The sequence below is a fragment of the Mechercharimyces mesophilus genome, from assembly GCF_059818345.1.
Genome location: NZ_JCBAPH010000001.1, coordinates 181,198 through 202,841, shown reverse-complemented (window position 1 = coordinate 202,841; position 21,644 = coordinate 181,198). Strand labels below are relative to the sequence as shown.

Here is a 21,644-nt window from a genome sequence, read left to right as displayed (position 1 = left end):
TATTGAAAAATTTGTTTTACAGTGAATGGGAGAGAATTTGGGCACGCAAAAAAACACGTTACACTTTTATGATGTATGTGATTTTACTCACTTTTTTTACACTCTGGTTAGGAAGAAGTGGTATTGGTTTCTATACTCCTGAGCTAACAACAGATCTAAACGCCCTTAATTTTGCACCCTTTCTATTAAAAGAAGTTGGTTTTCTTCTCACTTTTGTTCTATTACCTATGCTGATCGTTGACAGTTTTAATGGCGAGAACAGCTCCGGTGCTTTGCGACTCATTTTAATTCGACCACAAAAAAGGAGATCACTCCTCTTTGCTAAGTGGTTATCTATGGGAGTACTGATTGCTTCTCTACTCGGCATTGTTTTTGTTTTTGCACAAGTCGCTGGTTGGGTTTTCTTTCCTCATGTAGACGAAGTAATCCTTTATCCCGGATCAGATCCCGTATCATTTCTAGGTTCACTTGGGTTTAGTTTACGATTTTACTTTACAATTCTTCTCATCTATTTCGCTTTATTAGGAATTAGTAGTCTACTTAGCACAATACTACCCAATGCCATCTTATCCTTCTTTGCCATATTAGGTAGTCTAGTTGCAACCCTTTACTTGTCAGATCATCTTAAGTTTTTGCTTCTGAACGGGGAAACAGCTTTTAAAATCTTAAATGGCGAAAATATATTTTCTTTTTTGATCAGCCTATCTATGATATGCATTACAAGTTATGGATTAACGTATTGGATCTGGAGTAGACGTAATTGGACAAGGTAATTGAGAGTTCTTCACTCTCAATTACCTACTCAAAAACGAATTATGGGGTGGACCAACATGAGTCAAGTGATTATATTGGCAGAAGATATTCGTGACATTCCTTTCATTGAAGAGATGAGTAAAAAAGCAGGAATCCATCCGATACTTATTCAATCAAGAGAAAACATATCATTATTTTATGAACTCAGATCTACATTAACCGAAAAACAAAAAGCCTAGCCACTATCTAACGCAACTAGGTTTGACTTTTCACATGATAACAATGCTACTGAGCACGTAGCGTTGTATTTTTTTCGAATTGTGTAGTTATGATATTAAGAACTTGTTCAGGTGATGGTAACAGAAGGTTGGTTCGTATACTACGAGATGCAACTTCGTAAGCCTCTAACCGAATCATTCAATTATTCAAAGAAAATCAAAGCCCTTTGCCCTTCTTCGGTTCTGTCTATGTAAAGGGAAAAGAGCCCCTTGTAGCAGAGCCTTTTGGGGATGAAAATCGAAGTGAAAAATTTACAATCAAACAGATTTACGCTTTGGGATGGCTTCAGGATGTAAGCTATTTACCGCTGTGGCAATTTGTCAGCTCATCGAACAAGGTTTATTTAAGTATGATACGCCCGTGCAAGATTTACTTCATCTCTCTTTGCCATTCTTACTTGATCTCTCTGTCGGGCATCATACTCCGGAAAGACTGCTCACTTATTTTCGTTTCTGCGTCATTTGTTCCCAGTCTATATCGAAGCGCTCCTTCCATTCTTGCACGAGCCGTGCATAGTAAGCCTCACTTAAGAAACGCTTCACTCCACTCATGATTAACTGAACATATTGAATACTAGGCACCTGTTCATATGCTTCTTTCTCCACTACCGTATAGGTCATAGCCCCTACTTGTTTTCCCTCCCACCATAGACGGATGTTTTCTCGCTGGTAAATGCCATATGGGACCCCTTCCCGTTCATCCAGCTGCTCCAAAGCAGCTGGATTGATAAAATATAAGACGCCCTCCACTTCATCACCTGGAGCCACAATCACATCCGCTACGCCACCCCTCCGCTGTTCCCCGTAACGAGTAAAGGCCAAGCGATATCCGATCAGTTTCGCTCTTCCCCACACTTCATAATTGCCCTCTCCCATGGTCTCCCGAAAGCTGTCCTCATCCATGCAAGATCCGTACGCAAAGTATAGCAATGTTCTCTCTCCTTTTATCTATTCATTCTTAATTAAAAGAATTATGAAACGAAAAATAACACTTGTCGAAGTCGAAAAGCCTGCCCAATAAAAATATCTAACTCCATGTTCTCTCATTGCGCGATAAACGATGGACGAATGGAAGCTTTTTGCATAACCTTGATACCCTATCGTGCCATTCCTTACATAACGGCCACCGTCCATCGCTTTTCTCCGATTACGTTATCTACCATGATGATCTTCTTAAAAGTGATTTCGCATCTAGCATCCATCTTACTTCAAAGTAGCAGCCCGATCTTTGTCATCAAAGAGTGGCAAATGGCGAATAAACACCCACACCAAAATCTGAACAAACCCGGTCAAAAACAAAAACAAGCTAACCGATGCCAGCGAGACCGACCATTGAATCCAGACGAGAAAGAGGCCGATGCTAGAAACACGCCCCACATTGAGAGCGATTTCTCTTGCCACCACATACTCTACACGTAAGGCTGCTGTCTGCTCATTTTGACCAATGACATCAAAAACCGTCGAGGTGAGTGGCACGTAATAAAGGGGATAGAAGAAGGCGATCCCGATTCCGAACAACAACAGTGTCCATGTCTTTAAGTAAATAATAAAAGGAATGCCCATCAACCCAAGCATCAAACCACCAAATAAGATGGCCTCATCGCGCCACTGTGGCTTGATCACCCTTCCCACTATGAAAAAACCGATCAACGAAACTGCCGAGGAAAAGGTAAGAAAGCTCCCTAATACCAACTCATTTTTCGTGGACACAAACACCAATATGCCAAGTAGAAACAGAAATACCCCTTCGCGCGCGCCTTGTGCAATCATCGCTAAATTAACCCAAAACCAATGTTTTTTAGGATTCCTTGTGAGGCGCGCTACCTCCTTCAAACGGTACTGACCATGTGCACTTCGACGTGCCAACAAAAATGTCAGCCCCAAGGCACACAAAAAAATTGCCAGCGATAATCCAAAAATGATGCGATATCCTGTAAAATGATTGATTCTCGTGATCACCAAACCGGAAATAAAAGGAGCAATCATCCCTGCTGTAGAGGAAAACAAACCATTGAAACCATTATAGATATCTCGGTTTTCTCTTTCTGTGATCTCAAAGTAAAGAATATTATTTGCTAGCCAATAAAAACCCGAACCCAGCCCGAGGAAAATTCCTAACAGGATCACATGGTGTCCAGATTGCTTTCCTAACACGAGAACAATCGTATAGAACAATGCTTGCAGGGAAACCCCCAAGCGTACAGCGATCACTCGATCCACTTTCTTAACAAACTTGCCTGCAAAATAGATGGTAATCCCCATCGAGATATAACTCACCAGATTAAACAGACCAATTGTCGCATAATCCTGCTCTAACTTCCACAGATAAACATTCACAAACGTATTGGACAAAGCCGTTGCAACAGCAAACAATCCATTGATGCCCAATAAAAGCCAAGCCGGTCGATCTAACCGGTCTGAATGTGCAAGAAGCCGCATGGTAACCTCACCCGTCTTAGCTTAACCAACTCCACGCTTCTTTACAGACGGGTGAAAGAGATTCCCTTATCTTTTTCTCATATTTAGTAAAAACGCAGTGAAAAAGAAGCCTGTGAGCAAACCAAAGAGGTGAGCCACCCAATTAATGCCCGGGGAGATACTCAAAACCAGGTTAATTCCTATCAAGACCATAATCCCTTTCCCTGTACTGCGATCCATAATATCTTTACGGAAGAAGTAAATAAATACATACACACCCAACAGCCCATACACGGACCCAGAGGCGCCTGCACTAATCCCGAAATTACTGATCGCAAGGGTTGCCGCATTTCCGATGAAACCACAGAAAATATACAGGGTGATAAACCAACCTCTCCCTAGTGCCCACTCCAACTGCGGTCCAAATAAATACAACGCAAAGCTATTTAACAATAGGTGCATAAAGCCGATATGCAGAAAAATAGAGGCAAACATACGCCACCATTCGTCTGGTGCTCCAATATAAAGCGCTCCGAAATTTACTAGCACTTCATTATTTGTTGTTCCACCCGCCAGTGTCATCCAAAGAAACAGTGTCACTTGTACAGCCAGAATCGCTGTTATAACAGGGAAGTGTTTTGGAAATTGCTTCAGAGGTATTTGTGTATGTTGAAACATGCCTTTCCTCCTCATTTACCGATAAATTCGTTACGAAAGCTTTGCGATTCGTTCTCCCATTCGAACAGCTTGACCAGATGTGATCCCATCTTCCCATTTCAGTGGACCTGGTGGGATCAACAAAATAATGGTGGAACCAAATTCAAACCTGCCTAATTCCTCCCCTTTAGCAAGAGGTATGGGCGTCTCATATACTTTATGCTTTAATTCCCTCTTTTGTTTCTTTTGAATCCCTGGATCAAAAACCACTTGAATGCTCCCCACATTGGTAGCTCCAACTTTTACTAAAGCCATGGGACCGATCGAAGTAGTCAAGTGGGTGATTAATCGTTCATTTTTGGCGAATAAGCCTGGAATCCGTTTTACCCCCCATTGATTAACTGGATAAAAAAACCCCGGTATATAGGTAATATTTGTAACACTCGCGTCCATCGGTGTATGGATACGGTGATAATCACGTGGGCTCAGGTAAACCGTAACGAAGTGCCCTCCTTCATATGTCTTTGCTTCTTGAGCATCGGCTAATAGTGCCTCTAAGGTGTACGTCACACCCTTGGCTTGTACCAAAGAGCCCCTTTCAATTTGACCACACTGCGCAACTACACCGTCCACTGGGCTTATGATACTGCGGGGATCAGCATCGATCGGTCTGGCTTCTGGCTTCAGAGCACGCACAAAAAAGTCGAGTAGCGAATCGTATTCTTTTACGGGTTTTTCGATGGGTTCTAATTCAATGTCAAAGTAGCGAATGTAAAGAGGAATAAGCTTTTTGCTTAAGCGTGTTCGCGCCAAACGACCCGTCAGAGCCGATACCCCTTGTAATAGTTTCCCTTTCAACAGAACAATGCCTCCTAGAAATAAATAGTTGATAAATATCATGAGTGAAACAAAAAAAACAGGACAAAATACGGTTAGTGGAGGTGATATCAATGGCTTACCAGCCGAAAAATCAAGCGGCGAAAACCAATGCACAAAAGGTGCGCCAACAAAATCAACAAGCAGCTCAAGGTGCTCAAAATGCGCAAGGTGCCTACCAGAATGAATTCGCCCAAGAAACAAACGCACAGCAAGTGCGCCAGCAAAATCAACAATCCCAGCAAAAGAAGCAACAAAACCCAAACCCAAAACAATACTAACCAACAATGGATGACGAAGGCCACCCCGAAAATTGGGGTGGCTTTTTTCTATTATATTAACATAAAGTTTTCTTCTCCTCTAAAGAGAGATCTCACCCTACTCAAATTTTCTTTCTTATTTTAGAAGGCATTCACACTTCCTCACTTCTTCTAAGAGGCATAATCTATTAATAGAATGAAAATATTCTCAAAGAAAGGAAGAAAATAATGTTATCCCAATCCCCTTATTATTGGGTACGTTCTCACGGGAATCGCATGGATTCAGCTTTACGCTCCTTTTTACTAGATAAAACACAGTGGATTCGTTATTTTCCCCGTACCTTACACCATAAAGCTTTTCAAGCGATGCAAACCATTAGTCAAGTCTCCGTTTTGGTTCAATTTGACTCCACACAACAAGCAGCTAGTTGGAAAAAAGCCAGCCAGGGCCAGCAGATCGCAGGTTTAAAAGTTCAACCACAGAGATATTTTGATAGCATTCAAACATGCGCCCTCAAGTGTTCCATGTCCCAGTTAGAACACATTGTCAAACAGCCAGGTGTCCTCAAGGTTTATTTAGACCGCAAGGTACACACCATGCTAGATACCGCCACTCCCACTTCACGCTCGCCACAAGTTTGGTCAGAAGGGGTACGTGGACAAGGCGTAACTGTCGCTATCATTGACACCGGAATCGCTCCGCATCCCGATCTAACAGAAAAACAAAACCGCATTATTGCTTTCAAAGATTTCGTACAAAACAAAAAAGACCCCTATGACGATAACGGCCACGGTACTCATTGCGCCGGAATTGTCGCTGGTAACGGTGGGCAATCGGACGGAAAATACCGTGGTGTAGCCCCTGCCGCTTCCGTCATCGGTGTCAAAGTATTGGATAGAATAGGGTCTGGACAACTATCTGATGTCATCGCTGGCATCCAATGGTGTATGGATCACCAGCGTCAGTATCAAATCAAGGTACTCTCCCTCTCTCTCGGTAGCCGCGCCATTCAATCCCATCGAGATGATCCTGTCTGCCAAATTGTTAAAGAAGCCGTGCAATGCGGCATGACGGTTGTTGTGGCAGCGGGAAATGAAGGGCCTAGTCCGCAAACCATTGCCAGCCCAGGAATCGAACCTAGTGTGATTACTGTGGGGGCCACCGATGATCACAGCACAGTCGCCCGCTCTGACGATACGATGGCTTCCTTTTCTAGCCGCGGACCAACCATTGATCGGCTGACGAAACCGGATGTGGTCGCTCCAGGGACCAATATTACATCGCTTCGTTCAGCGAGTTCTTATATTGATAAAGTCTCGAGTGACCAGCGAGTCGGACGCTTTTATACCAGCATGTCTGGAACATCCATGGCAACCCCGATGGTAGCTGGGATTGCCGCGCTTCTCTACTCCAAGAATCCCAACTGGACTCCCCAGCAGGTGAAAAAAGCACTGATGGAGACTGCAACCGATATGAACCTTTCTTCCAATGAGCAAGGGGCAGGGCAGGTACATGCCAAGTCCGCTTCTCGTTATTAGAAAGCAGAGCGTAATTCTTCCTGTTGTTTCTTATGAGCATGTAGCATGCCTACCGAACGGTGGGCATGCACCCCACCAATACCCGACATTCCTGAAATCGGCTCAGCCGTCCGTCTCATAATATCTCGGATTTGATCAGGTGCGAGCTCAGGTTCCATTCTCAGTAGCAGCGCAGCGGTACCCGCTACATGAGGAACCGCCATCGAAGTCCCACTCATCTCTTTCATGCCTCCATTGAGCCAAGCAGAAGGGATTTTCGCACCAGGAGCGGCTAAATCGACGGTTTCCCCCATGTTACTAAACGAAGCAAGCGAGCCTTTTTCGCTTATGGCCGTTACCCCGATAGTCTCCGGATAATTTGCCGGAAAGTCTACTTTGTGAGGATTCCCTTTATTTCCTGCAGCTGCGACCATGACAATCCCATTTGCATGTGCCGTTTGAATAGCATGACGAAGGGATTCACTCATGTTATCCATACCAAAGCTCATGTTGACCACTTGCATTCTCTTCTCAATGCACCAATTGATCGCGGTAAGGAGATCAGACAAATTTGCACTTCCTTTGCGATTAAAAGCCTTTACACCATATAGGTGTGCCCGTGGGGCAACTCCTACAATGCCCTTTTCTTGAGCACGACCCGCGATAATTCCCGCTACGTGGGTTCCATGCCCATTGTAATCATAGGGTGAAAAGATGGGGGAAAGAATGTTGACGCCACCGCGATAATTCTCACTGATTGCCGGGTGGTCAGATGCAATCCCTGTATCAATTACGGCGACACGCACTCCACGTCCACTGCTATATTCCCAACAAGGAGGAGCGTCAATTTTTTTTATGCCCCACGGAAGATTGGTGTATTCTGCGGAAATAGAACTGACATAAGGTTCTGATATATTTACTTGAATGTCTGATTCGCAATACTCCACATAAGGATGTACTTCGATTTGGTAGTCAAACGGATCTTGATAAAAATCCCCAATCACCATACATAGGTGAGGCAATACGCGTACAGGCTTTCCCCCATAACGCCGAATTTCCTCTATATATCCCTGCGGGTCACAGTACGGTTTTAAGTAAAATATTTTCCTTATTTTCCTGGGAGCAAACATCCCCCGCTGGGAATAGAAAGAGGGGTCGAAAGGACTCATACACTTTCACTCCTTCACATCACAATTGCCTAGCGCCAAACATATAGTAAAGAACAACCCACTACTTGCTGACAAAAACGGAGGTTGGTCACATGCCATTTAAAAAGGAAGATCCCTTGCTCATTGATCAGATGGAAGAGATGCGCATCTTATCACAAGAGATATCCAAAGCCACAACCGAAGTAGAACGTATGATGAAAGCGATGACCAACATCTCTTATGCCATCAAAGACCCTAAAGTGAGGAAAAATCTCTTCTCCCACTTATCTGACATGCCCCTGAATCCAGATCAAGTCCAAGCCGCGTCCCGCCCTGCGAAAGAGAAAAAGCAAGCGACAGCATCCTCTAATCCGGCAGACTTTGAGCTACCAGAAGAACTACAAGACGATGAGTCCTTCTTTCATATTCTCAATTCGCCTTCGTTCGCCAATTTTGTTAATGGCGTTCTGGCTAACAAACGAAAAAAGTAAGGCACTGTTATTGACTTTTATTTCCCTTTTCTTGTTTCTCTCTTGTCATCAGGCTCGCCCATATTCCCTGGAACTGTTGAATGGCTTTCTCTTCATTAGCCAAAGTACGAAAAAGGGATTGGAGCTGTTCATTTGAGACAGGTGCTCCAGTAAGTGCACGGAGATAAGAAAAAACCCCGACCATTCCCTCTTCGGCATAGGATGCTTTCGCTTCTTCCAAAAGAACATCCATCTTTTGTTCATCCATGATTTGTTTTCCCATCACCACATTCATCAGATCAGCAAACGCTTTTTTTGTCGGTCGTGAGGGATTCATATTCATACCTCCCCATCATCAAATCTCCATCCTCTTTTTACATGTATGTCAACTTGGGATTTTTGGCACGTTATTCACCTACAAGTAGACATAAAAAAAAGCCGTCATGTTGACGACTCTTGCGTTTCTATTCGACTGTCGATTGAGGACGGAACATATTGGTTGAACAACAAGCTCCTGCATCAAACTCATCCCCAAAATGGTGAACTTGTTGCCAAAACTCCACGACACAATCCATTGGATTTTGCACCTGCTTTGAATCCACCAAGAAACAGGTTTGCTCCCTACCATCAAGAGCGAAAGTGAGGTAAAGCACTTTCACTCGCACCAACCCGTCTTCAGGATCTTTGATATCAAAGGTGGCCTCGTAACTCTTCTCCAGTCGTTCCAGTGGTTGTTCCCAATCACGGATACCTTGACCGTCTTCAGCATCGAACTGGAGCTTCGCTTGACGGAGTTCTTCATTCAATGTGAGCGCCTTGGCATAACCAAACACCGTCAGTTCTTGCTCTGCCAAGTCGATCGTCCCAGTCAGAATAGCGGTGTGGTTTCCAAAATAGGTAGCTAGCAACTCGCTTAATTTTCCTTCGTTCATCTCACGAATTGCAGCATCAAAATTTACCACGTAGGCATGTGGAAAAATCCTCATTGTCATAGCCCCTTCTCATTCGCTCATCCTATTATAACGAAGGCTTTGGCCCGGGATCAAGGCACGAGTCCGTGAACAATTTGCGACCGTATGCAAATATACAGGAAAAATATGCAGAAGAAGGCAGTGGCACAAGTGCCACTGCCGCTACCAAAATATTTAGTTCGCCTTTAAGTCACTACTGTGCACCACCGCCAAGCTGTTGCTCAGCTAGAGCAACCAGACGCTTGGTGATTTCTCCTCCTACGGAACCATTCGCGCGAGAAGTCGTATCAGGACCGAGCTGGACACCAAACTCACTGGCAATTTCGTACTTCAACTGATCCAGCGCTTGGGCAGCACCCGGCACTAACAGGTAGTTCGTGTTACGTTCCCGCTGTTGTTGGGGTTGTTGTTGCATCTTTTTCTCACCTCCTTGCTGGTGGTACTCTTATAATGTGATTTTTGTCTTTCTTAATGCGTGTGAATTATTGGGAGCTGAATGTCTTGTCTACAGACATATGTCCATTTCCCCATCATATAGTTACAAAGAAGCAAGAAAGGAGGTACCCTATGCTACGTCGAACCAAAGCACCAAACCCTTATAAAAACCAGTATCGCTACTGGAAACCGTTTGTTTCACCGTATCAATGTTGCCCTCCGATTCAAGTAAAAGAGTACATGTGTCCACCCAATTTATACCTCGGTTTCCAACCATGTAATATGCCACAGTACCCTCCAGAAAAAGCTCTTCAAGTGGGTACTCTATGGCCCGTCCTCTACAGTCCATACAAAAAACAGGGACGCGAGGAGGCATCAAACAATGAAACGCCGTGAGACAAGCGAGCGTAAGCTAGATGAAGAGTATTATAAGTTGCTCTATCAATTGCAAGTAGTGGAATTTACCATTCTCGAGCTTAATTTGTATTTGGATACCCACCCTTGCGATCAACAAGCTATTTACCAATATAATCAATGTAGCTACCAGCTTCACCAATTAAAACAAGATTTCGAATGCAAATATGGACCTCTTACCAATTTTGGCTATAGTTACATGGAGCCGGGAGCGAAGGAATGGTCGCAAGGCCCTTGGCCATGGGAAGTTTGAAGGAGGAGGGACAAATCCCCAATGTGGTTTTATGAAAAAAAGTTACAGTACCCTGTGCGCGTTAGTACATGTAACCCTAAAATGGCCAAATACCTCATTGAACAATACGGTGGGGCCGATGGTGAGCTCGCTGCAGCTTTACGCTACTTAAATCAACGATACACCATTCCAGATAAGGTGAAGGGGTTATTAACCGATATCGGAACAGAAGAATTCGCCCACTTGGAAATGATTGCCACGATGGTTTATAAACTGACCAAAGATGCTTCTCCTGAAGAAATGGAAAAAGCGGGTCTAGGAGCGCATTATGCCAATCATGATGGCGCGTTGTTTTATGAAAATGCCGCTGGCGATGCTTTTACTGCTACCTATATTCAAGCAAAAGGGGACCCAATCGCCGACTTATACGAAGATATTGCCGCAGAAGAAAAAGCACGCGCTACGTATCAATGGCTAATCAATTTATCGGATGACCCCGACATCATCGATAGCCTCAAGTTTTTACGTGAGCGGGAGGTTGTTCACTCGCAGCGATTCCGAGAAGCCGTGGAGATCTTAAAAGACCAGCGAGACAGCAAAAAGTATTATTAAAAGTAAACAAAAATTAGCTACATCTTCACCTTTGTGACCTCCCCGATCACCATGATCTGAAAAAGGGTTAATCGGTCACTGGTTGAGAATGTAGCTTTTCTATGTCGATTTCTCCATATTAAATCATGGTTGCGATTAGTGGCAGAACGAGTTGCACCAACGGGAACGCATTCGCTTCGTAAGACTTTCGCCTGCCATCGATTCAAATCTGGAGTTGATTTAACTTATATCACAAAAGCGCTGAACCATTCTAGTCAGTACGAGACAATGCGATTTATCGGTATTGAACAAAGCGATATGGACGGAATTTACGCCGGAATCGAGTTATGAAATTTCTTCTTTCGAAATTATTCTTAGTTCTTCTAACGCCATTGTCTCTGCGCTTCTCATTGTATCGATTAACGAAAAGGTTGATCTTCTCTCGCTCCAATACACGTACCCAAGATCCTCCATTATTTCGTACACTTCAAATGTATACGAACCATCCTTCCGTTTAATTATCTCAACTTTAAATTGTCCGCTTGGCGAGAATATCAATTTTACGATTTCCATTCGAACACTTCCTACGTAAAAATTTATTACATAATAACACAACATCCTTAAACAAAGCCTTTTAGAAAACAGCTAATTAAAACGATTGTAAAGACGGTTCACTTTCGTTTAATACAAATCCCACACCTATTCGCAATTTTCATTTGACAGGGGCGGTATAGATTTCGTCAATGGACATAATAACTCACTTACTTAGTATATCTGCTCTCCGTCACACTGAATCCATTCTAGTCCCACAACGAAATCAATCTTCGATTTGAGTAAATACTAGCGTTTTCGCAAGTATAAGCCCAATCGTCTGAAAAGGTTTTAAAGTGCCCTATAACCGCATTTCCTCATCCGTAACAATGACGTAGTATATCTCGTCATCAATTTCTGCAACGTCTCCTGTTTGGAATATCTCCTCGGAATCGTCTTCGTCGTCGTAGTCGTCCTCGCAACATACGTCCACCGATTCCAGTGATGCCATCGCTTTCCCCGCTAGCTCCGCCGTTCTCTTTGATACATATCCAAGTTCCGCGAGATTCTTCGTGGCTTCGTCAGTGTCAAGTTTGACCTTAATTTCGATTTCGTTTAGTTTACTCATTACGCATCATCTCCCCATAAAAACAGCACCGCTATGGGTGCCTCTTAATCTTGGTTAATCAGTATGACCGCTGGACCTTCGACTTTACGCTGCTCCGTTCCAATCCGCATCTCAATCGAATCCTCCGGATCAAGTCGCAACACGGACACGCCTCCCCTGCGCTCCAATTCATCCGAAATACCCTTCGTGGCAACGCTGTTTAGTTCGCTCAATCCGTACGCCTCCCCTCCAAATTAAAGAATTTCTTTCTCTGCCATCCCAAAATCAATTTCAGTATGGCGGTTTATAGCATTATCATTCATATGACGCTTTTACCGCCTCCTCGCCTTCTCCATTCGCTTCAAATTCCTAAGCGAAGCCTCTTCGTTATACCTGTCGATTGCCTTGTGATACTGATTACGCAACTCCCTACCCTTCGCGCCTACCAAACGTAGGCGTTTCGTTTCGAGGTCGGAGTGATGTGGGGCAGTCGGATCGGTTACGTTATTCATTTGACGCCTCCTTTTCGTAATCGCCGCTATATTCCAAGGGATGTCCTTTCTTAAAAACCATATGAGTAATACAGGTCATTGGATCAACGGTACTTTTACACCTCGTACATACGACGGTGAAATCTTCGAATTCATGACCAAAGAAGAAACATTGTAAATCCGCCATTTGTATTAGTAATCATTTCTTGATGTTCTTGTACCAATCCCCATCTCTATGTGTAGACTCCAGTTCTTTTCGACCAGTAGTATAAATTTCCTTCGCAAATTCTATCTCTTCTGGAGTTGCTTCGCTTGATGCTTCAATCCAGTAATAACCGCAATTCCAGCACATATGTTTATCCACTCGACCACGAATGTCGACGGTACCCATGTAATGACCGAAGATAAGACATTTTAGTTTTCGTAAAATATTCGTCTTGAACTCCTCGCTTTCGTTTTGATTTAGGCAAAAGAAAAAAGCATCCGCTATGGGATGCTATACTGTAAAAATATATACATCTTACTCAATATCTAGATCTATCGGGAAATCAGATGACGAGGTACTTGGCAAATCTTTTGCTAATTCTATAATTTCGGACTCAGAAATATTTCCACTGATCCAAATTAAATAGTCAGAATCGAAATAGTACAGAAAAGACTGATCCGAAGCAATGTTACCTACCGAAATACCACGACCCTCTATCATTTTCGACTTCATTCCATCGAAGCCTGAAAATGGCTGGCTCGGTAGTACCCCAACAGATATTGCCCTCTTTTTATCCCCAAAAAACCAGAGAGTTTGTCCCTCTCCTAGCCCAATTGTATGGTCAATATTGAATTCACTTAAATCCAAAGACCTTAGGGTATTGTCAGTTGGATAATCAAGAATATCCGTTATTACCCACTTTTCATCTTGATACTGCAAATTTATTAGGCTGTACCAAACAGTTGTCGTTTTTGGTACCTTAACCGCAACTGCACCTTGGTCCCCTATCGTGACACTCCATACTACGTCCTTTTCCCTAGGAGTTACGCTCCTACCATCAGATAATTTCCATTCAATCTCGTGAATAACAGTCTGAGCAGGAGTTTGCCTTTTGTCGCTAGGGGCTTCAGTAGCAATCATTTCTTTTACACTAATCTCTTTGTTAGAAGTACTGTCTACTGGGTCCACTTTCTTCTCTTCGGTTAAATTACAACCTGACACTATAGCTACAGAAGCCAATATCAGTATTATTTTTTTCATCAGAATTTCACAGTTTTCGCTACGACAACTTTCCCTTTCGGTTTTTTAACTTTTACGGTTCGTTTACTGGATTCACCGCACTCGCGATTTACATAGACAAGCGGACCCGTCCAAGTCGTTCTGTGAGTTCCGTATTCATTCCAACCTTTATAACCTGGACGCACAATTACGGTAACAGACTCTCCCTTTTTCCAAGTAACACTTCCAGTTACTTTCCCACCTACTTTCGCCTCTACTGCTTTGATGCCACCCGACACTTCTCCACTCAGCTCCGCTCCAACAGTTGCGGTTGTCTCTGCAACTGATTTATACGTCATTTTATCTTGCGTTTTATTATAGTAGGTCGTTCCCTTGGTCATATTGTAAAACTTCGTTGACTTCGAAGGTCTATATACCCAGCCAGCATTACAATCTCCAATAGGTCTTTTCTCTGGAGCAAGGTCGACCCTTTCATCACTTTCATCCTTTTCACCATCTAGTGAAGTCTCTTCTAGGCTGCCATCTTCATTAAAAATATAAACTCCTTGTATTTCGCCATCCGAAAGATCTTCCCCTTCTGGATCTACAAGGATTTGACTGTTATCGGCCCATGCAACAGAACTAACCATTGAAACCGAAATCAATAGCGAAACGGACGATGCAAAGAATTTCTTCATAGACTTTCCTCATCTCATTCTGGTATGATTTTCTGTAAACTAGCTCATTATATTATGATAGAATAAAGATAGTCAATAGAAATAAAATAAGGAATTTTGTTAAAGGTTTCTAATATATGAGAAGATACATTGTTAGTCTCGCTTTCTAGCTCATCCTTCCGTGTGGTAACGATTCCCTCCGAACATTTTTTTATTACGCGGATTCTACTTACGCCAGACACCACCTCTTCGCTACCCCCGTGCCTCGTTAATCGCGTGCTACGACTACACTAACGTATACCTATGACGTACGCATCAGTATGCACGGCGTAGCCATGCGTACATATACGTAGTGCATATTAACTATAAGCTTTGGTACTACTGACACACGGTCAGTACGATATACCTCACATCCTATGCAATATACCCCCATGTCCCGATAATAGATAGCGCTTCCGTAATGAATGAAATAGCGTATAGTAAATGTAAATATACGGAAGGTATTCGGAGGAATACGGAAAGTTTCGGTGGAAGTCCATAAAAGGCGTGTAGCGGGTGTATCGACAATCCAACGTTACACATGTAACCTCTCCATAACGCTATATCCCACGCAATCAACCGTATCCCTACTTAATTTATTTGTCACCCCCGAAATGAAAAGCGTAACGTCCATCGTTATTTCAACGCCCTCTCCCGTTATTAAAAATGCTATCCATCATCTTATTTCGAGTTATCTGAATATATTTACGTTCTTACCCAAACACCATTCTGCTTTTCAAGGAGTGAATGACAGTTGCAGTGGTATTTTTCTACATCAACTTCTACATTTAACCTGGTGTTACAAATTGGACAGGTTACTTTAATGACCGGATAACTTAACTGTTTAATCATAGAAAATACAAATAACGGGAATAATATCATGGCTATTGGTAGTCCAATAATAGAAGCAGCACTTAGCATGAAGAATGCTCCAGTACCATAAGCCATCTTCCACCATTTAGCTCGCCTAGGCATCCGCTCAGAAAGGTATTTTAACATTAAAGACATTCTCCTCATTGTGTGTCTGCTTTAAATCCGCCTTGAGAATACATGTATATTAATTTTATCAACAGAAGGAATTATATGTCTAGCTCTTTCATTACTCCCATTCTCCGTCCTCGAAATCATCGATATCAATGTCTTTATCCTGAATATATCCTGTTGATTTCGTAATAGACTGCGACACTGACAGAGTTTATTCCCCTACGTATTAAATGCCAGCTTTCTGTATGATCCATATTGTTCGCGGTGGCCTCTAGTCTTCTTCGTTTCATAACAACTACAAAGAAAAGAACAAATCCGGACTTTTTCGCATGAAAATCGGCTGTACCCTTTGGTGTGATTGTGATACAGCCGTTTACTTAACGCGCAAAAAAGGAAATAATTAATTTTTATTAGTATTAAATGGTTTTTGTTCACAAAAGATAAACCCCCGTTCCCCCTAACCCAAGTGATACTAAGACGTCAAAGAAACAGTGCTTACCCTAGTCGATTACTTTTTAATTGAATGCAATATTTTACGATATACATGTTCGGTCATCCAAAATAAAAGTAGATATGTTAACAAAAATATATAACTAAATACGGCTAGATCCGGATCATAAAAGAAAATGTTTAGAACTAAAGTCGTTACAAATCCACTACCCATATACCAAGAGAAAGGATGGGAATGGTATTTATCCGCTAAAATAGAGATGAATATAGTTAAAAATAGAATTGCGAAAAGTATAAAGGTCAGTAAAACTGCACCTACAGCACCTCCCGGATCATCAGGAGTCGTTTCAATTAATGTCATAGTAAATAAACAATAGGGATAAAAAGTAATAAGCGAGAAGATTAGATACAATAAGATTCTACTTTTTCGCGACATAACATATTATATCCTCCTTAACCTGATCCTCGTAATCCATCATACCATTATTGTCTAATTTTTTTAGAGTCTGCCACTTCTATGTCAATTCACTGCTTACCCTTCTTCTTAATCGCAAACCCCGTCAGACGAAGATACCGCGACATCTCCACATTTGACAGATCACATAGCTCCGCGATTTGCTCTCCCGTTAGCTGTTCAATCATCGCAGGATCAAGTTCAAACGGATTAGCACAAATCGTATTCGTATTCTGATGGATATACGGCACTCCATGTAACATTGTAGATGAAGTAAGTAACTACAATGTGCTGTGAATAACGTAGCAATTACCTCATGAATATTCTCCATGTCGGTAAACGAAAAATGACGACGGTCCTTGCCGATGTTAAAAAACTTCTTTGCAACTTCGATTTGCTGGTGTGACTTTACTTGAAATGGACGGCCAGAATGGTCAGCGTAGTTTACCTCCCCCTATCGGGTATAACGGTCCATCAAGTTTATCCAATCGAATACGACGCACCCTCTCTCGTAGCTCTTCGATTAGCCATCGCCTCCTTGTTTTGTGTGCAGAAATTTGGGTATAAAAAAAGCACCGATAATGGCACTTTTTGAAGCACTACTTACACAGGAGAGTTAGTATAGTTATATTTCTGTCCAAACATTATTCTTCTTTTCAAGATAGGCAAGACAATTGCAGTGGAACTTTTCTACATCAAGCTCTACCTTCAACTTCATTTTACAAGCAGGACAAGTAACTTTCTCTACACGGTAACTCATTTGCTTTATGATAGAAAATATAAGAAAAGGAAGAAGAGAGATGGAAATTGGGATTCCGATTAAAGTGATAAAACTAAGCACAAATAAAAAACCTATCCAAGTAAATATGTTGAACCACTTAGCTCTATTTGGCATTCTTTCTCTAAGATACTCACGATATAACATTACTATTATTCTCCTTCTAAACATACATTCTTGTTGGTGCGAATTATAACAATGTTTTTTCATTGTACACAGCAATAAGAAATTACTCAAATACATCTTATCTGCTCCAAATCTATACTTTCGCACATCCGTATGATTTCTTCTACATCCGTATCGATTCTGATCTTAAAGGTTTAAGTTAGACCGATTCCCTGATTGTGCGTAAGAGACGTTACCCAGACGTTGTTCTACAAAAGGAGCAGAGAAGTTACGGTCGGCTTCGTATGCTTTCGGATAAAGGCTTCGGCTCTGCTTTGCGATGCCTGCGCCCATTTTGCCGTAGCAATTACATTGATGAGCGATAATTGAGAAATCGGATTCAAGTAAATTGCCTTCGATAATATGGATCATATAATGTTTCCTCCTTTCGTTATCTTCGATTATAGCAAAGCTAAACGAAGTATATAGAAGAAACTCCTTCTATAACGTATAGCCTTCTGAGGGAGTGAAACATAAGTGTGATGCGGAACTTAATATATTTTTTCTTACGTAGAAGAATAAAGTACTACTAAAAGCCAAATTCCCCTCCACCTGTGCCACGCGGTCCTCTTGGTCCCCTTGGACCACGCCGTCCTCTCGGTCCCCTTGAACCTTGCGGTCCAGTCGCTCCGGCTGGTCCGTTTGCGCCCGTTGGGCCTGTAGCACCTACAGAGGTTAGTTGCCCTACTTTGGTGACGAATGCATCCTGACTTCCTCCAAATTGACTCTGAAAAGCAGCGAAGGTGACGGGGAAATCACTTGATAAAGTGCTACCCGTAAAATAAGCCGATCCACTGGAGTCCACAGCAACATCATTTCCAGAGTCTTCTAACCCTCCTCCCAGAAACGAAGAAAACAACAGCCCCTGCCCGGAAAAGCTCACCTGTGTCATGAAGGCATCAAATAACCCCGCTAAGTGAGCCTGGAAAGCATCCGAGGTGATCGGAAAATTAGTCGAAACCGTTCGCCCCGTCACCCAAGCCGCTCCAAAGGTATCGACTGCAATCCCATTTCCTAGGTCAAGCAAATCCCCTCCTAAATAAGTGGAGTAAATCAGAGCGCTTCCTCCCGCATTCAATTTGGTAACGAAAGAATCCCCAGATCCTGAAGACACTGTCTGAAAGGCATTATTGGTTACAGGAAAATCCGTAGATAATGTGGAACCTGTGACATAGGCATTATTCGCCCCATCCAAGTCAACCGCATTCCCCTGGTCATCATCGCCTCCACCCAAGAAGGTCGAATACACCAGAGATGACCCGGAGACATTCAATTTTGTTATAAAGGCATCTGTGCCGCCAGCAAATACGGTTTGAAATGCTCCAGAAGTAATGGGGAAATCTAAGGAGTCGGTGGTCCCTGCCACATAAGCACTTCCTAGACTATCTACCACAATGCCATTTCCTCTATCCTGAGCACTCCCGCCCAAGAAGGTCGAATACACCAGCGAGGTTCCTAGGGCATTGAATTTTGTTACGAAAGCGTCAACTCCTCCAGATATAGTGGTTTGGAAGGCACCCGACGTTGTCGGAAAGGTAGCATTTGTTTGTCCAGTTACATACGCGTTCAGACTTCCGTCTACTGTAATACTAATCCCAAAGGAAGATCCAGACAATCCACCCAGAAATGTCGAATACACCAATGAGGAACCTGCGGGATTCAACTTGGTAACGAAGACATCTCTTGTTCCGAGTAACATCGTTTGAAACGCTCCAGATGTCACAGGGTAATTTGTAGAATTAGTAGATCCCGTTACATAGGCACTGTTCGAGAGGTCCACAACAATTCCAAGTCCTCCATCATTCTGTCTCCCACCAATATACGTAGAATAGACAAGGGAGCTTCCCCCCTCATTGAACTTACTGACAAATACAGACCCACTTCCCATGTTCATCGTCTGAAACGCACCCGATGTGACGGGGAAATTCGGTGATGAAGTACTCCCCATTACGTAGGCATTCCGCTCAGAATCCACTGCTATTCCGTCTCCTATGTCACTCTCCACTCCACCTAAGAAGGTAGAGTAGAAGACGATGGGATCAATAACCAGCACTTTCTTTGGATCATATGCTAGCCTATCCACTGCAAATCCGATGGATTCATCAGGGTATATACGGAACTGCGTCAAAACTGTTTGCTTTCCTTGCGATGTTTCTTGATAACTAATCGGTTTGCCTTCGCGAAGGACGCCTTGTGATGTAGAAACAAACAAGTCTCCTTGCTCATTCTCTCTCACTTCGTCTCCACCTTCGTATTGCAACCGGATATCCTCGATACAGGCTTCCGGTTGGACAATAACGTCATACTTTAATTGATCTTCGTCTCCGGAGAAAACGAGGTCGATCCCCTCCCACACTTTTCGGTAAACTACTTTGTTTGCCGTCTGGTCTAACTCCATCTCCGTTTGCGGATGAGCGTTTACTAGCCTCAAGGTAAGATTCGCATCCTCATCAGCAACGTCAAACCGGAATTCCACGCGATCACGATAAAAGGTGAACCGGCAACCTACTCCTTCTGCTCGATAATGATATTCCGTATCCTTCCTTTTGCGAGGCGCAAACACCAATGAACGCAACACGTTTTGCTCCATGTTGCATATCCCCTTTCGGATGGTTAGATGAACTCCGTACGTGATACCTCATCCTAGTTATACGTCGTCATCCTAAAGAAGGTGTAGGCGCTACCCCCATGCTTTATACGTGCTGATCATCCTTCTCCAAGACGCGGAATCTTGTACTTAAGGAAGTATGATGCACCCCATGAACAACCATATTTCCCCTTTCTACCTTAATGGTTTACTGCTCGTAATTCATGCCTGAATTTAAGTTAAATATCATTTCAACCTTTATTTACGTCACTTTAGCTAATAGCTACAACGTGAAAGCAGGGATCAGCAATAGATCCCTGTTAAATATACATATGATGGGATATTCAGCATAGAGCTCTGATATTTCATCCCCAAAAAGGGTGATGCAATGATATATTGTATCTAGGGGAGTAGATTAGACCTTTTTGGGAGCAACCCGAAGTTTATTGTTTACTCATCCATTCATCATTAGCATATGTTTGGTCTGATGGATCTACAAATTCTACAACTTGAATCGTAACACCATTTGGGTCAGTGACTTGAAAAAGACGTTCTCCCCAAGGATCTTCTTGTAATTCCGCAGTAATAGCTACACCTTCCTTTTTCAAACGCTTTTCTTCCGCTTCGATATCTTCAACAACAAAGGCGATGATAAGACCAGATACTAATTGATTGCGAATGCTTTCCGGTAGAATTTCAATACCGTGTTCTAAAAAAACGATGGGGATCGTATCCCCTTCATGAATTAGATAGGCAAATCCTTCTGCACTCCACTTCTGGGTAAAACCAAAATATTTCTTGAGAAACATGCTGGACGCTTGCACATCTCTGACCGTTACTGATATTGCTGATGAAGTAATCTTCACCTTTCCCACTCCTTTTATAATGAATTAATCTCGATCATTTTTTATTCTAGACCTTATCACGATGACAAGGTCAATATGCTTTAGAGATTTTTTTGACTGTTCCGTAAAAATATCCAGATACAAGAGTTTCTCTCTGACTCGTTGAACTAGAAAAGAGCCGTGAGGAATTGCATAACTCCCCTACGGCTCTTTTTAACGTGAGTCTATTACTAGCATACGCTCTCTCCTCTCTTCATATTCATCCTCTAAACAAGTCCAGTCTACTCCTTTATTCTCAAACATCGTATAGGTATCATCGTCCTCATAATGCTGTTTGGCAGGAAGTCAACCTTAGCTCCTTGTTCCTTAAAACTATGAGTCCTACCGCACAGACCGCACTTTACTAATCCAGAAAACGCTACCTTACCCATTCTCGCGCTAGGAAGTCTTCGCTTTCCCCCATTCCCGGGGAATGTCATAACCCGCTTAGTATATCGGCTCCCCGTCCTCATCCACACCGATGACGTAGGATATCTCGCCATCTATCTCGGCAAAGTCCCCTGTTTGAAAAGTCGCCTCGGTTTCGTCTTCATCGTCGTTGTCGTCCTCGCAATAAACGTCCCACGGTTTCAGCGATGCATCGCCTTTCCCGTTATCTCCCCCATTTTCTTCAGCTCATATCCATATTCCGCGAGATTTTTCATAGCTTCGTCTGTACCGAGGTTACCTTGATATCGATCTCTTTTAGTTGCTCATTACACCTCATCTCCTTTCGATTTCGAAAAGTTGCAGGGTTATTGGTGCTGTTTCG

30 protein-coding genes are annotated in these 21,644 nt (G+C 42.8%); 10 read left to right on the top strand and 20 right to left on the bottom strand.

Annotated elements, in window-relative coordinates:
* Positions 1–2 precede the first annotated feature (2 nt).
* From AC6RGY_RS01175 to AC6RGY_RS01165, 3 genes are all read left to right on the top strand, one after another.
* Positions 3–773 carry an ABC transporter permease gene (locus AC6RGY_RS01175; protein WP_499859025.1) on the top strand — a complete coding sequence of 257 codons (771 nt, stop codon included), beginning with the start codon at positions 3–5 and terminating at the stop codon, positions 771–773.
* 57 nt (positions 774–830) lie between these two features.
* On the top strand, positions 831–992 hold the full coding sequence (locus tag AC6RGY_RS01170) for a hypothetical protein (RefSeq protein WP_499859024.1): 162 nt from the start codon (positions 831–833) through the stop codon (positions 990–992).
* Positions 993–1,281: 289 nt separating this feature from the next.
* Positions 1,282–1,548, top strand: a complete 267-nt coding sequence (locus tag AC6RGY_RS01165) for a serine hydrolase (RefSeq protein ID WP_499861400.1) — start codon at positions 1,282–1,284, stop codon at positions 1,546–1,548.
* Here the strand turns inward: AC6RGY_RS01165 and AC6RGY_RS01160 are convergent.
* The 4 genes from AC6RGY_RS01160 to asd all read right to left on the bottom strand — a co-directional run bounded on the left by AC6RGY_RS01160 (position 1,473) and on the right by asd (position 4,964).
* The gene (locus AC6RGY_RS01160) at positions 1,473–1,961 is read right to left on the bottom strand and encodes a gamma-glutamylcyclotransferase family protein (RefSeq protein ID WP_499859022.1); all 489 of its coding nucleotides are present in this window, start codon (positions 1,959–1,961) and stop codon (positions 1,473–1,475) included. The genes AC6RGY_RS01165 and AC6RGY_RS01160 overlap by 76 nt on opposite strands.
* Before the next feature lie 273 nt (positions 1,962–2,234).
* Positions 2,235–3,470 carry an MFS transporter gene (locus AC6RGY_RS01155; protein WP_499859020.1) on the bottom strand — a complete coding sequence of 412 codons (1,236 nt, stop codon included), beginning with the start codon at positions 3,468–3,470 and terminating at the stop codon, positions 2,235–2,237.
* Between the two features lie 66 nt (positions 3,471–3,536).
* Positions 3,537–4,127 carry a rhomboid family intramembrane serine protease gene (locus AC6RGY_RS01150; RefSeq protein WP_499859019.1) on the bottom strand — a complete coding sequence of 197 codons (591 nt, stop codon included), beginning with the start codon at positions 4,125–4,127 and terminating at the stop codon, positions 3,537–3,539.
* Between the two features lie 30 nt (positions 4,128–4,157).
* Positions 4,158–4,964, bottom strand: coding sequence for an archaetidylserine decarboxylase (gene asd, locus AC6RGY_RS01145; protein WP_499859017.1), 807 nt, complete (start codon positions 4,962–4,964; stop codon positions 4,158–4,160).
* A gap of 92 nt (positions 4,965–5,056) precedes the next feature.
* Here asd and AC6RGY_RS01140 point away from each other — a divergent pair, with 92 nt between their 5' ends.
* Together AC6RGY_RS01140 and AC6RGY_RS01135 are read left to right on the top strand one after the other, a co-directional pair.
* A complete protein-coding gene (locus AC6RGY_RS01140; RefSeq protein ID WP_499859016.1) occupies positions 5,057–5,263 on the top strand; it encodes a gamma-type small acid-soluble spore protein in 207 nt (68 codons plus the stop codon).
* Between the two features lie 207 nt (positions 5,264–5,470).
* Positions 5,471–6,781 carry a S8 family peptidase gene (locus AC6RGY_RS01135; RefSeq protein ID WP_499859015.1) on the top strand — a complete coding sequence of 437 codons (1,311 nt, stop codon included), beginning with the start codon at positions 5,471–5,473 and terminating at the stop codon, positions 6,779–6,781.
* On the opposite strand, the gene AC6RGY_RS01130 is transcribed toward AC6RGY_RS01135, so the two are convergent.
* Positions 6,778–7,929, bottom strand: coding sequence for a S8 family peptidase (locus AC6RGY_RS01130; protein ID WP_499859013.1), 1,152 nt, complete (start codon positions 7,927–7,929; stop codon positions 6,778–6,780). The two genes, AC6RGY_RS01135 and AC6RGY_RS01130, sit on opposite strands and share 4 nt — an antisense overlap.
* Positions 7,930–8,021: 92 nt before the next feature.
* Between AC6RGY_RS01130 and AC6RGY_RS01125 the strand changes: the two genes are divergently transcribed.
* Entirely contained in the window at positions 8,022–8,399 is a 378-nt protein-coding gene (locus tag AC6RGY_RS01125; RefSeq protein ID WP_499859012.1) for a hypothetical protein, read from the top strand.
* Positions 8,400–8,406: 7 nt separating this feature from the next.
* Here the strand turns inward: AC6RGY_RS01125 and AC6RGY_RS01120 are convergent, their stop codons facing one another.
* The 3 genes from AC6RGY_RS01120 to AC6RGY_RS01110 form a co-directional block, all read right to left on the bottom strand.
* Entirely contained in the window at positions 8,407–8,715 is a 309-nt protein-coding gene (locus AC6RGY_RS01120) for a hypothetical protein (RefSeq protein WP_499859011.1), read from the bottom strand.
* A 127-nt stretch (positions 8,716–8,842) separates the two neighbouring features.
* Positions 8,843–9,364, bottom strand: a complete 522-nt coding sequence (locus AC6RGY_RS01115; protein ID WP_499859009.1) for a hypothetical protein — start codon at positions 9,362–9,364, stop codon at positions 8,843–8,845.
* A 178-nt stretch (positions 9,365–9,542) separates the two neighbouring features.
* Complete coding sequence (locus AC6RGY_RS01110; protein ID WP_499859008.1) at positions 9,543–9,764, bottom strand: alpha/beta-type small acid-soluble spore protein; 222 nt, start codon at positions 9,762–9,764, stop codon at positions 9,543–9,545.
* 152 nt (positions 9,765–9,916) lie between these two features.
* On the opposite strand from AC6RGY_RS01110, the gene AC6RGY_RS01105 reads away from it, so the two are divergent.
* From AC6RGY_RS01105 to AC6RGY_RS01090, 4 genes are all read left to right on the top strand, one after another.
* The gene (locus AC6RGY_RS01105; protein WP_499859007.1) at positions 9,917–10,180 is read left to right on the top strand and encodes a spore coat associated protein CotJA; all 264 of its coding nucleotides are present in this window, start codon (positions 9,917–9,919) and stop codon (positions 10,178–10,180) included.
* On the top strand, positions 10,167–10,451 hold the full coding sequence (locus AC6RGY_RS01100; RefSeq protein ID WP_499859005.1) for a spore coat protein CotJB: 285 nt from the start codon (positions 10,167–10,169) through the stop codon (positions 10,449–10,451). The genes AC6RGY_RS01105 and AC6RGY_RS01100 overlap by 14 nt, the downstream gene beginning before the upstream one ends.
* A 21-nt stretch (positions 10,452–10,472) precedes the next feature.
* Complete coding sequence (locus tag AC6RGY_RS01095; RefSeq protein WP_499859003.1) at positions 10,473–11,042, top strand: manganese catalase family protein; 570 nt, start codon at positions 10,473–10,475, stop codon at positions 11,040–11,042.
* 138 nt (positions 11,043–11,180) lie between these two features.
* A complete protein-coding gene (locus AC6RGY_RS01090) occupies positions 11,181–11,372 on the top strand; it encodes a hypothetical protein (protein ID WP_499859001.1) in 192 nt (63 codons plus the stop codon).
* On the opposite strand, the gene AC6RGY_RS01085 is transcribed toward AC6RGY_RS01090, so the two are convergent.
* From AC6RGY_RS01085 to AC6RGY_RS01030, 12 genes are all read right to left on the bottom strand, one after another.
* The gene (locus AC6RGY_RS01085) at positions 11,367–11,594 is read right to left on the bottom strand and encodes a hypothetical protein (RefSeq protein ID WP_499859000.1); all 228 of its coding nucleotides are present in this window, start codon (positions 11,592–11,594) and stop codon (positions 11,367–11,369) included. The genes AC6RGY_RS01090 and AC6RGY_RS01085 overlap by 6 nt on opposite strands.
* 319 nt (positions 11,595–11,913) lie before the next feature.
* Positions 11,914–12,180, bottom strand: coding sequence for a hypothetical protein (locus AC6RGY_RS01080; RefSeq protein ID WP_499858998.1), 267 nt, complete (start codon positions 12,178–12,180; stop codon positions 11,914–11,916).
* A 44-nt stretch (positions 12,181–12,224) separates the two neighbouring features.
* Complete coding sequence (locus AC6RGY_RS01075; RefSeq protein ID WP_499858996.1) at positions 12,225–12,392, bottom strand: BC1881 family protein; 168 nt, start codon at positions 12,390–12,392, stop codon at positions 12,225–12,227.
* 99 nt (positions 12,393–12,491) lie between these two features.
* Entirely contained in the window at positions 12,492–12,671 is a 180-nt protein-coding gene (locus AC6RGY_RS01070) for a hypothetical protein (protein WP_499858995.1), read from the bottom strand.
* A 499-nt stretch (positions 12,672–13,170) separates the two neighbouring features.
* Entirely contained in the window at positions 13,171–13,896 is a 726-nt protein-coding gene (locus AC6RGY_RS01065; RefSeq protein ID WP_499858993.1) for a membrane lipoprotein lipid attachment site-containing protein, read from the bottom strand.
* A complete protein-coding gene (locus AC6RGY_RS01060) occupies positions 13,896–14,552 on the bottom strand; it encodes a hypothetical protein (protein ID WP_499858992.1) in 657 nt (218 codons plus the stop codon). Before AC6RGY_RS01060 ends, AC6RGY_RS01065 begins: the two co-directional genes overlap by 1 nt.
* 723 nt (positions 14,553–15,275) lie before the next feature.
* Positions 15,276–15,569, bottom strand: a complete 294-nt coding sequence (locus AC6RGY_RS01055) for a hypothetical protein (protein ID WP_499858990.1) — start codon at positions 15,567–15,569, stop codon at positions 15,276–15,278.
* 960 nt (positions 15,570–16,529) lie between these two features.
* Positions 16,530–16,709 carry a hypothetical protein gene (locus tag AC6RGY_RS01050; protein WP_499858988.1) on the bottom strand — a complete coding sequence of 60 codons (180 nt, stop codon included), beginning with the start codon at positions 16,707–16,709 and terminating at the stop codon, positions 16,530–16,532.
* A gap of 374 nt (positions 16,710–17,083) precedes the next feature.
* Positions 17,084–17,383, bottom strand: a complete 300-nt coding sequence (locus tag AC6RGY_RS01045; RefSeq protein WP_499858986.1) for a hypothetical protein — start codon at positions 17,381–17,383, stop codon at positions 17,084–17,086.
* A 165-nt stretch (positions 17,384–17,548) separates the two neighbouring features.
* Entirely contained in the window at positions 17,549–17,773 is a 225-nt protein-coding gene (locus AC6RGY_RS01040) for a hypothetical protein (protein ID WP_499858983.1), read from the bottom strand.
* Between the two features lie 157 nt (positions 17,774–17,930).
* Entirely contained in the window at positions 17,931–19,991 is a 2,061-nt protein-coding gene (locus tag AC6RGY_RS01035; RefSeq protein ID WP_499858982.1) for an SBBP repeat-containing protein, read from the bottom strand.
* 440 nt (positions 19,992–20,431) lie between these two features.
* Positions 20,432–20,854, bottom strand: coding sequence for a VOC family protein (locus AC6RGY_RS01030; RefSeq protein ID WP_499858981.1), 423 nt, complete (start codon positions 20,852–20,854; stop codon positions 20,432–20,434).
* Between the last annotated feature and the right edge of the window lie 790 nt (positions 20,855–21,644).

Bases quoted from the DNA above. Each gene is read 5' to 3' on its own strand.
- AC6RGY_RS01105 (WP_499859007.1), top strand. From the start codon at position 9,917: ATGCTACGTCGAACCAAAGCACCAAACCCTTATAAAAACCAGTATCGC.
- AC6RGY_RS01130 (WP_499859013.1), bottom strand. From the start codon at position 7,929: ATGAGTCCTTTCGACCCCTCTTTCTATTCCCAGCGGGGGATGTTTGCT.
- AC6RGY_RS01065 (WP_499858993.1), bottom strand. From the start codon at position 13,896: ATGAAAAAAATAATACTGATATTGGCTTCTGTAGCTATAGTGTCAGGT.
- AC6RGY_RS01125 (WP_499859012.1), top strand. From the start codon at position 8,022: ATGCCATTTAAAAAGGAAGATCCCTTGCTCATTGATCAGATGGAAGAG.
- AC6RGY_RS01045 (WP_499858986.1), bottom strand. From the start codon at position 17,383: ATGTTATATCGTGAGTATCTTAGAGAAAGAATGCCAAATAGAGCTAAG.
- AC6RGY_RS01040 (WP_499858983.1), bottom strand. From the start codon at position 17,773: ATGATCCATATTATCGAAGGCAATTTACTTGAATCCGATTTCTCAATT.
- AC6RGY_RS01135 (WP_499859015.1), top strand. From the start codon at position 5,471: ATGTTATCCCAATCCCCTTATTATTGGGTACGTTCTCACGGGAATCGC.
- AC6RGY_RS01070 (WP_499858995.1), bottom strand. From the start codon at position 12,671: ATGAATAACGTAACCGATCCGACTGCCCCACATCACTCCGACCTCGAA.
- AC6RGY_RS01055 (WP_499858990.1), bottom strand. From the start codon at position 15,569: ATGTTAAAATACCTTTCTGAGCGGATGCCTAGGCGAGCTAAATGGTGG.
- AC6RGY_RS01120 (WP_499859011.1), bottom strand. From the start codon at position 8,715: ATGAATCCCTCACGACCGACAAAAAAAGCGTTTGCTGATCTGATGAAT.
- AC6RGY_RS01060 (WP_499858992.1), bottom strand. From the start codon at position 14,552: ATGAAGAAATTCTTTGCATCGTCCGTTTCGCTATTGATTTCGGTTTCA.
- AC6RGY_RS01115 (WP_499859009.1), bottom strand. From the start codon at position 9,364: ATGAGGATTTTTCCACATGCCTACGTGGTAAATTTTGATGCTGCAATT.
- AC6RGY_RS01085 (WP_499859000.1), bottom strand. From the start codon at position 11,594: ATGGAAATCGTAAAATTGATATTCTCGCCAAGCGGACAATTTAAAGTT.
- AC6RGY_RS01110 (WP_499859008.1), bottom strand. From the start codon at position 9,764: ATGCAACAACAACCCCAACAACAGCGGGAACGTAACACGAACTACCTG.
- AC6RGY_RS01170 (WP_499859024.1), top strand. From the start codon at position 831: ATGAGTCAAGTGATTATATTGGCAGAAGATATTCGTGACATTCCTTTC.
- AC6RGY_RS01155 (WP_499859020.1), bottom strand. From the start codon at position 3,470: ATGCGGCTTCTTGCACATTCAGACCGGTTAGATCGACCGGCTTGGCTT.
- AC6RGY_RS01100 (WP_499859005.1), top strand. From the start codon at position 10,167: ATGAAACGCCGTGAGACAAGCGAGCGTAAGCTAGATGAAGAGTATTAT.
- AC6RGY_RS01095 (WP_499859003.1), top strand. From the start codon at position 10,473: ATGTGGTTTTATGAAAAAAAGTTACAGTACCCTGTGCGCGTTAGTACA.
- AC6RGY_RS01035 (WP_499858982.1), bottom strand. From the start codon at position 19,991: ATGGAGCAAAACGTGTTGCGTTCATTGGTGTTTGCGCCTCGCAAAAGG.
- AC6RGY_RS01080 (WP_499858998.1), bottom strand. From the start codon at position 12,180: ATGAGTAAACTAAACGAAATCGAAATTAAGGTCAAACTTGACACTGAC.
- AC6RGY_RS01150 (WP_499859019.1), bottom strand. From the start codon at position 4,127: ATGTTTCAACATACACAAATACCTCTGAAGCAATTTCCAAAACACTTC.
- AC6RGY_RS01140 (WP_499859016.1), top strand. From the start codon at position 5,057: ATGGCTTACCAGCCGAAAAATCAAGCGGCGAAAACCAATGCACAAAAG.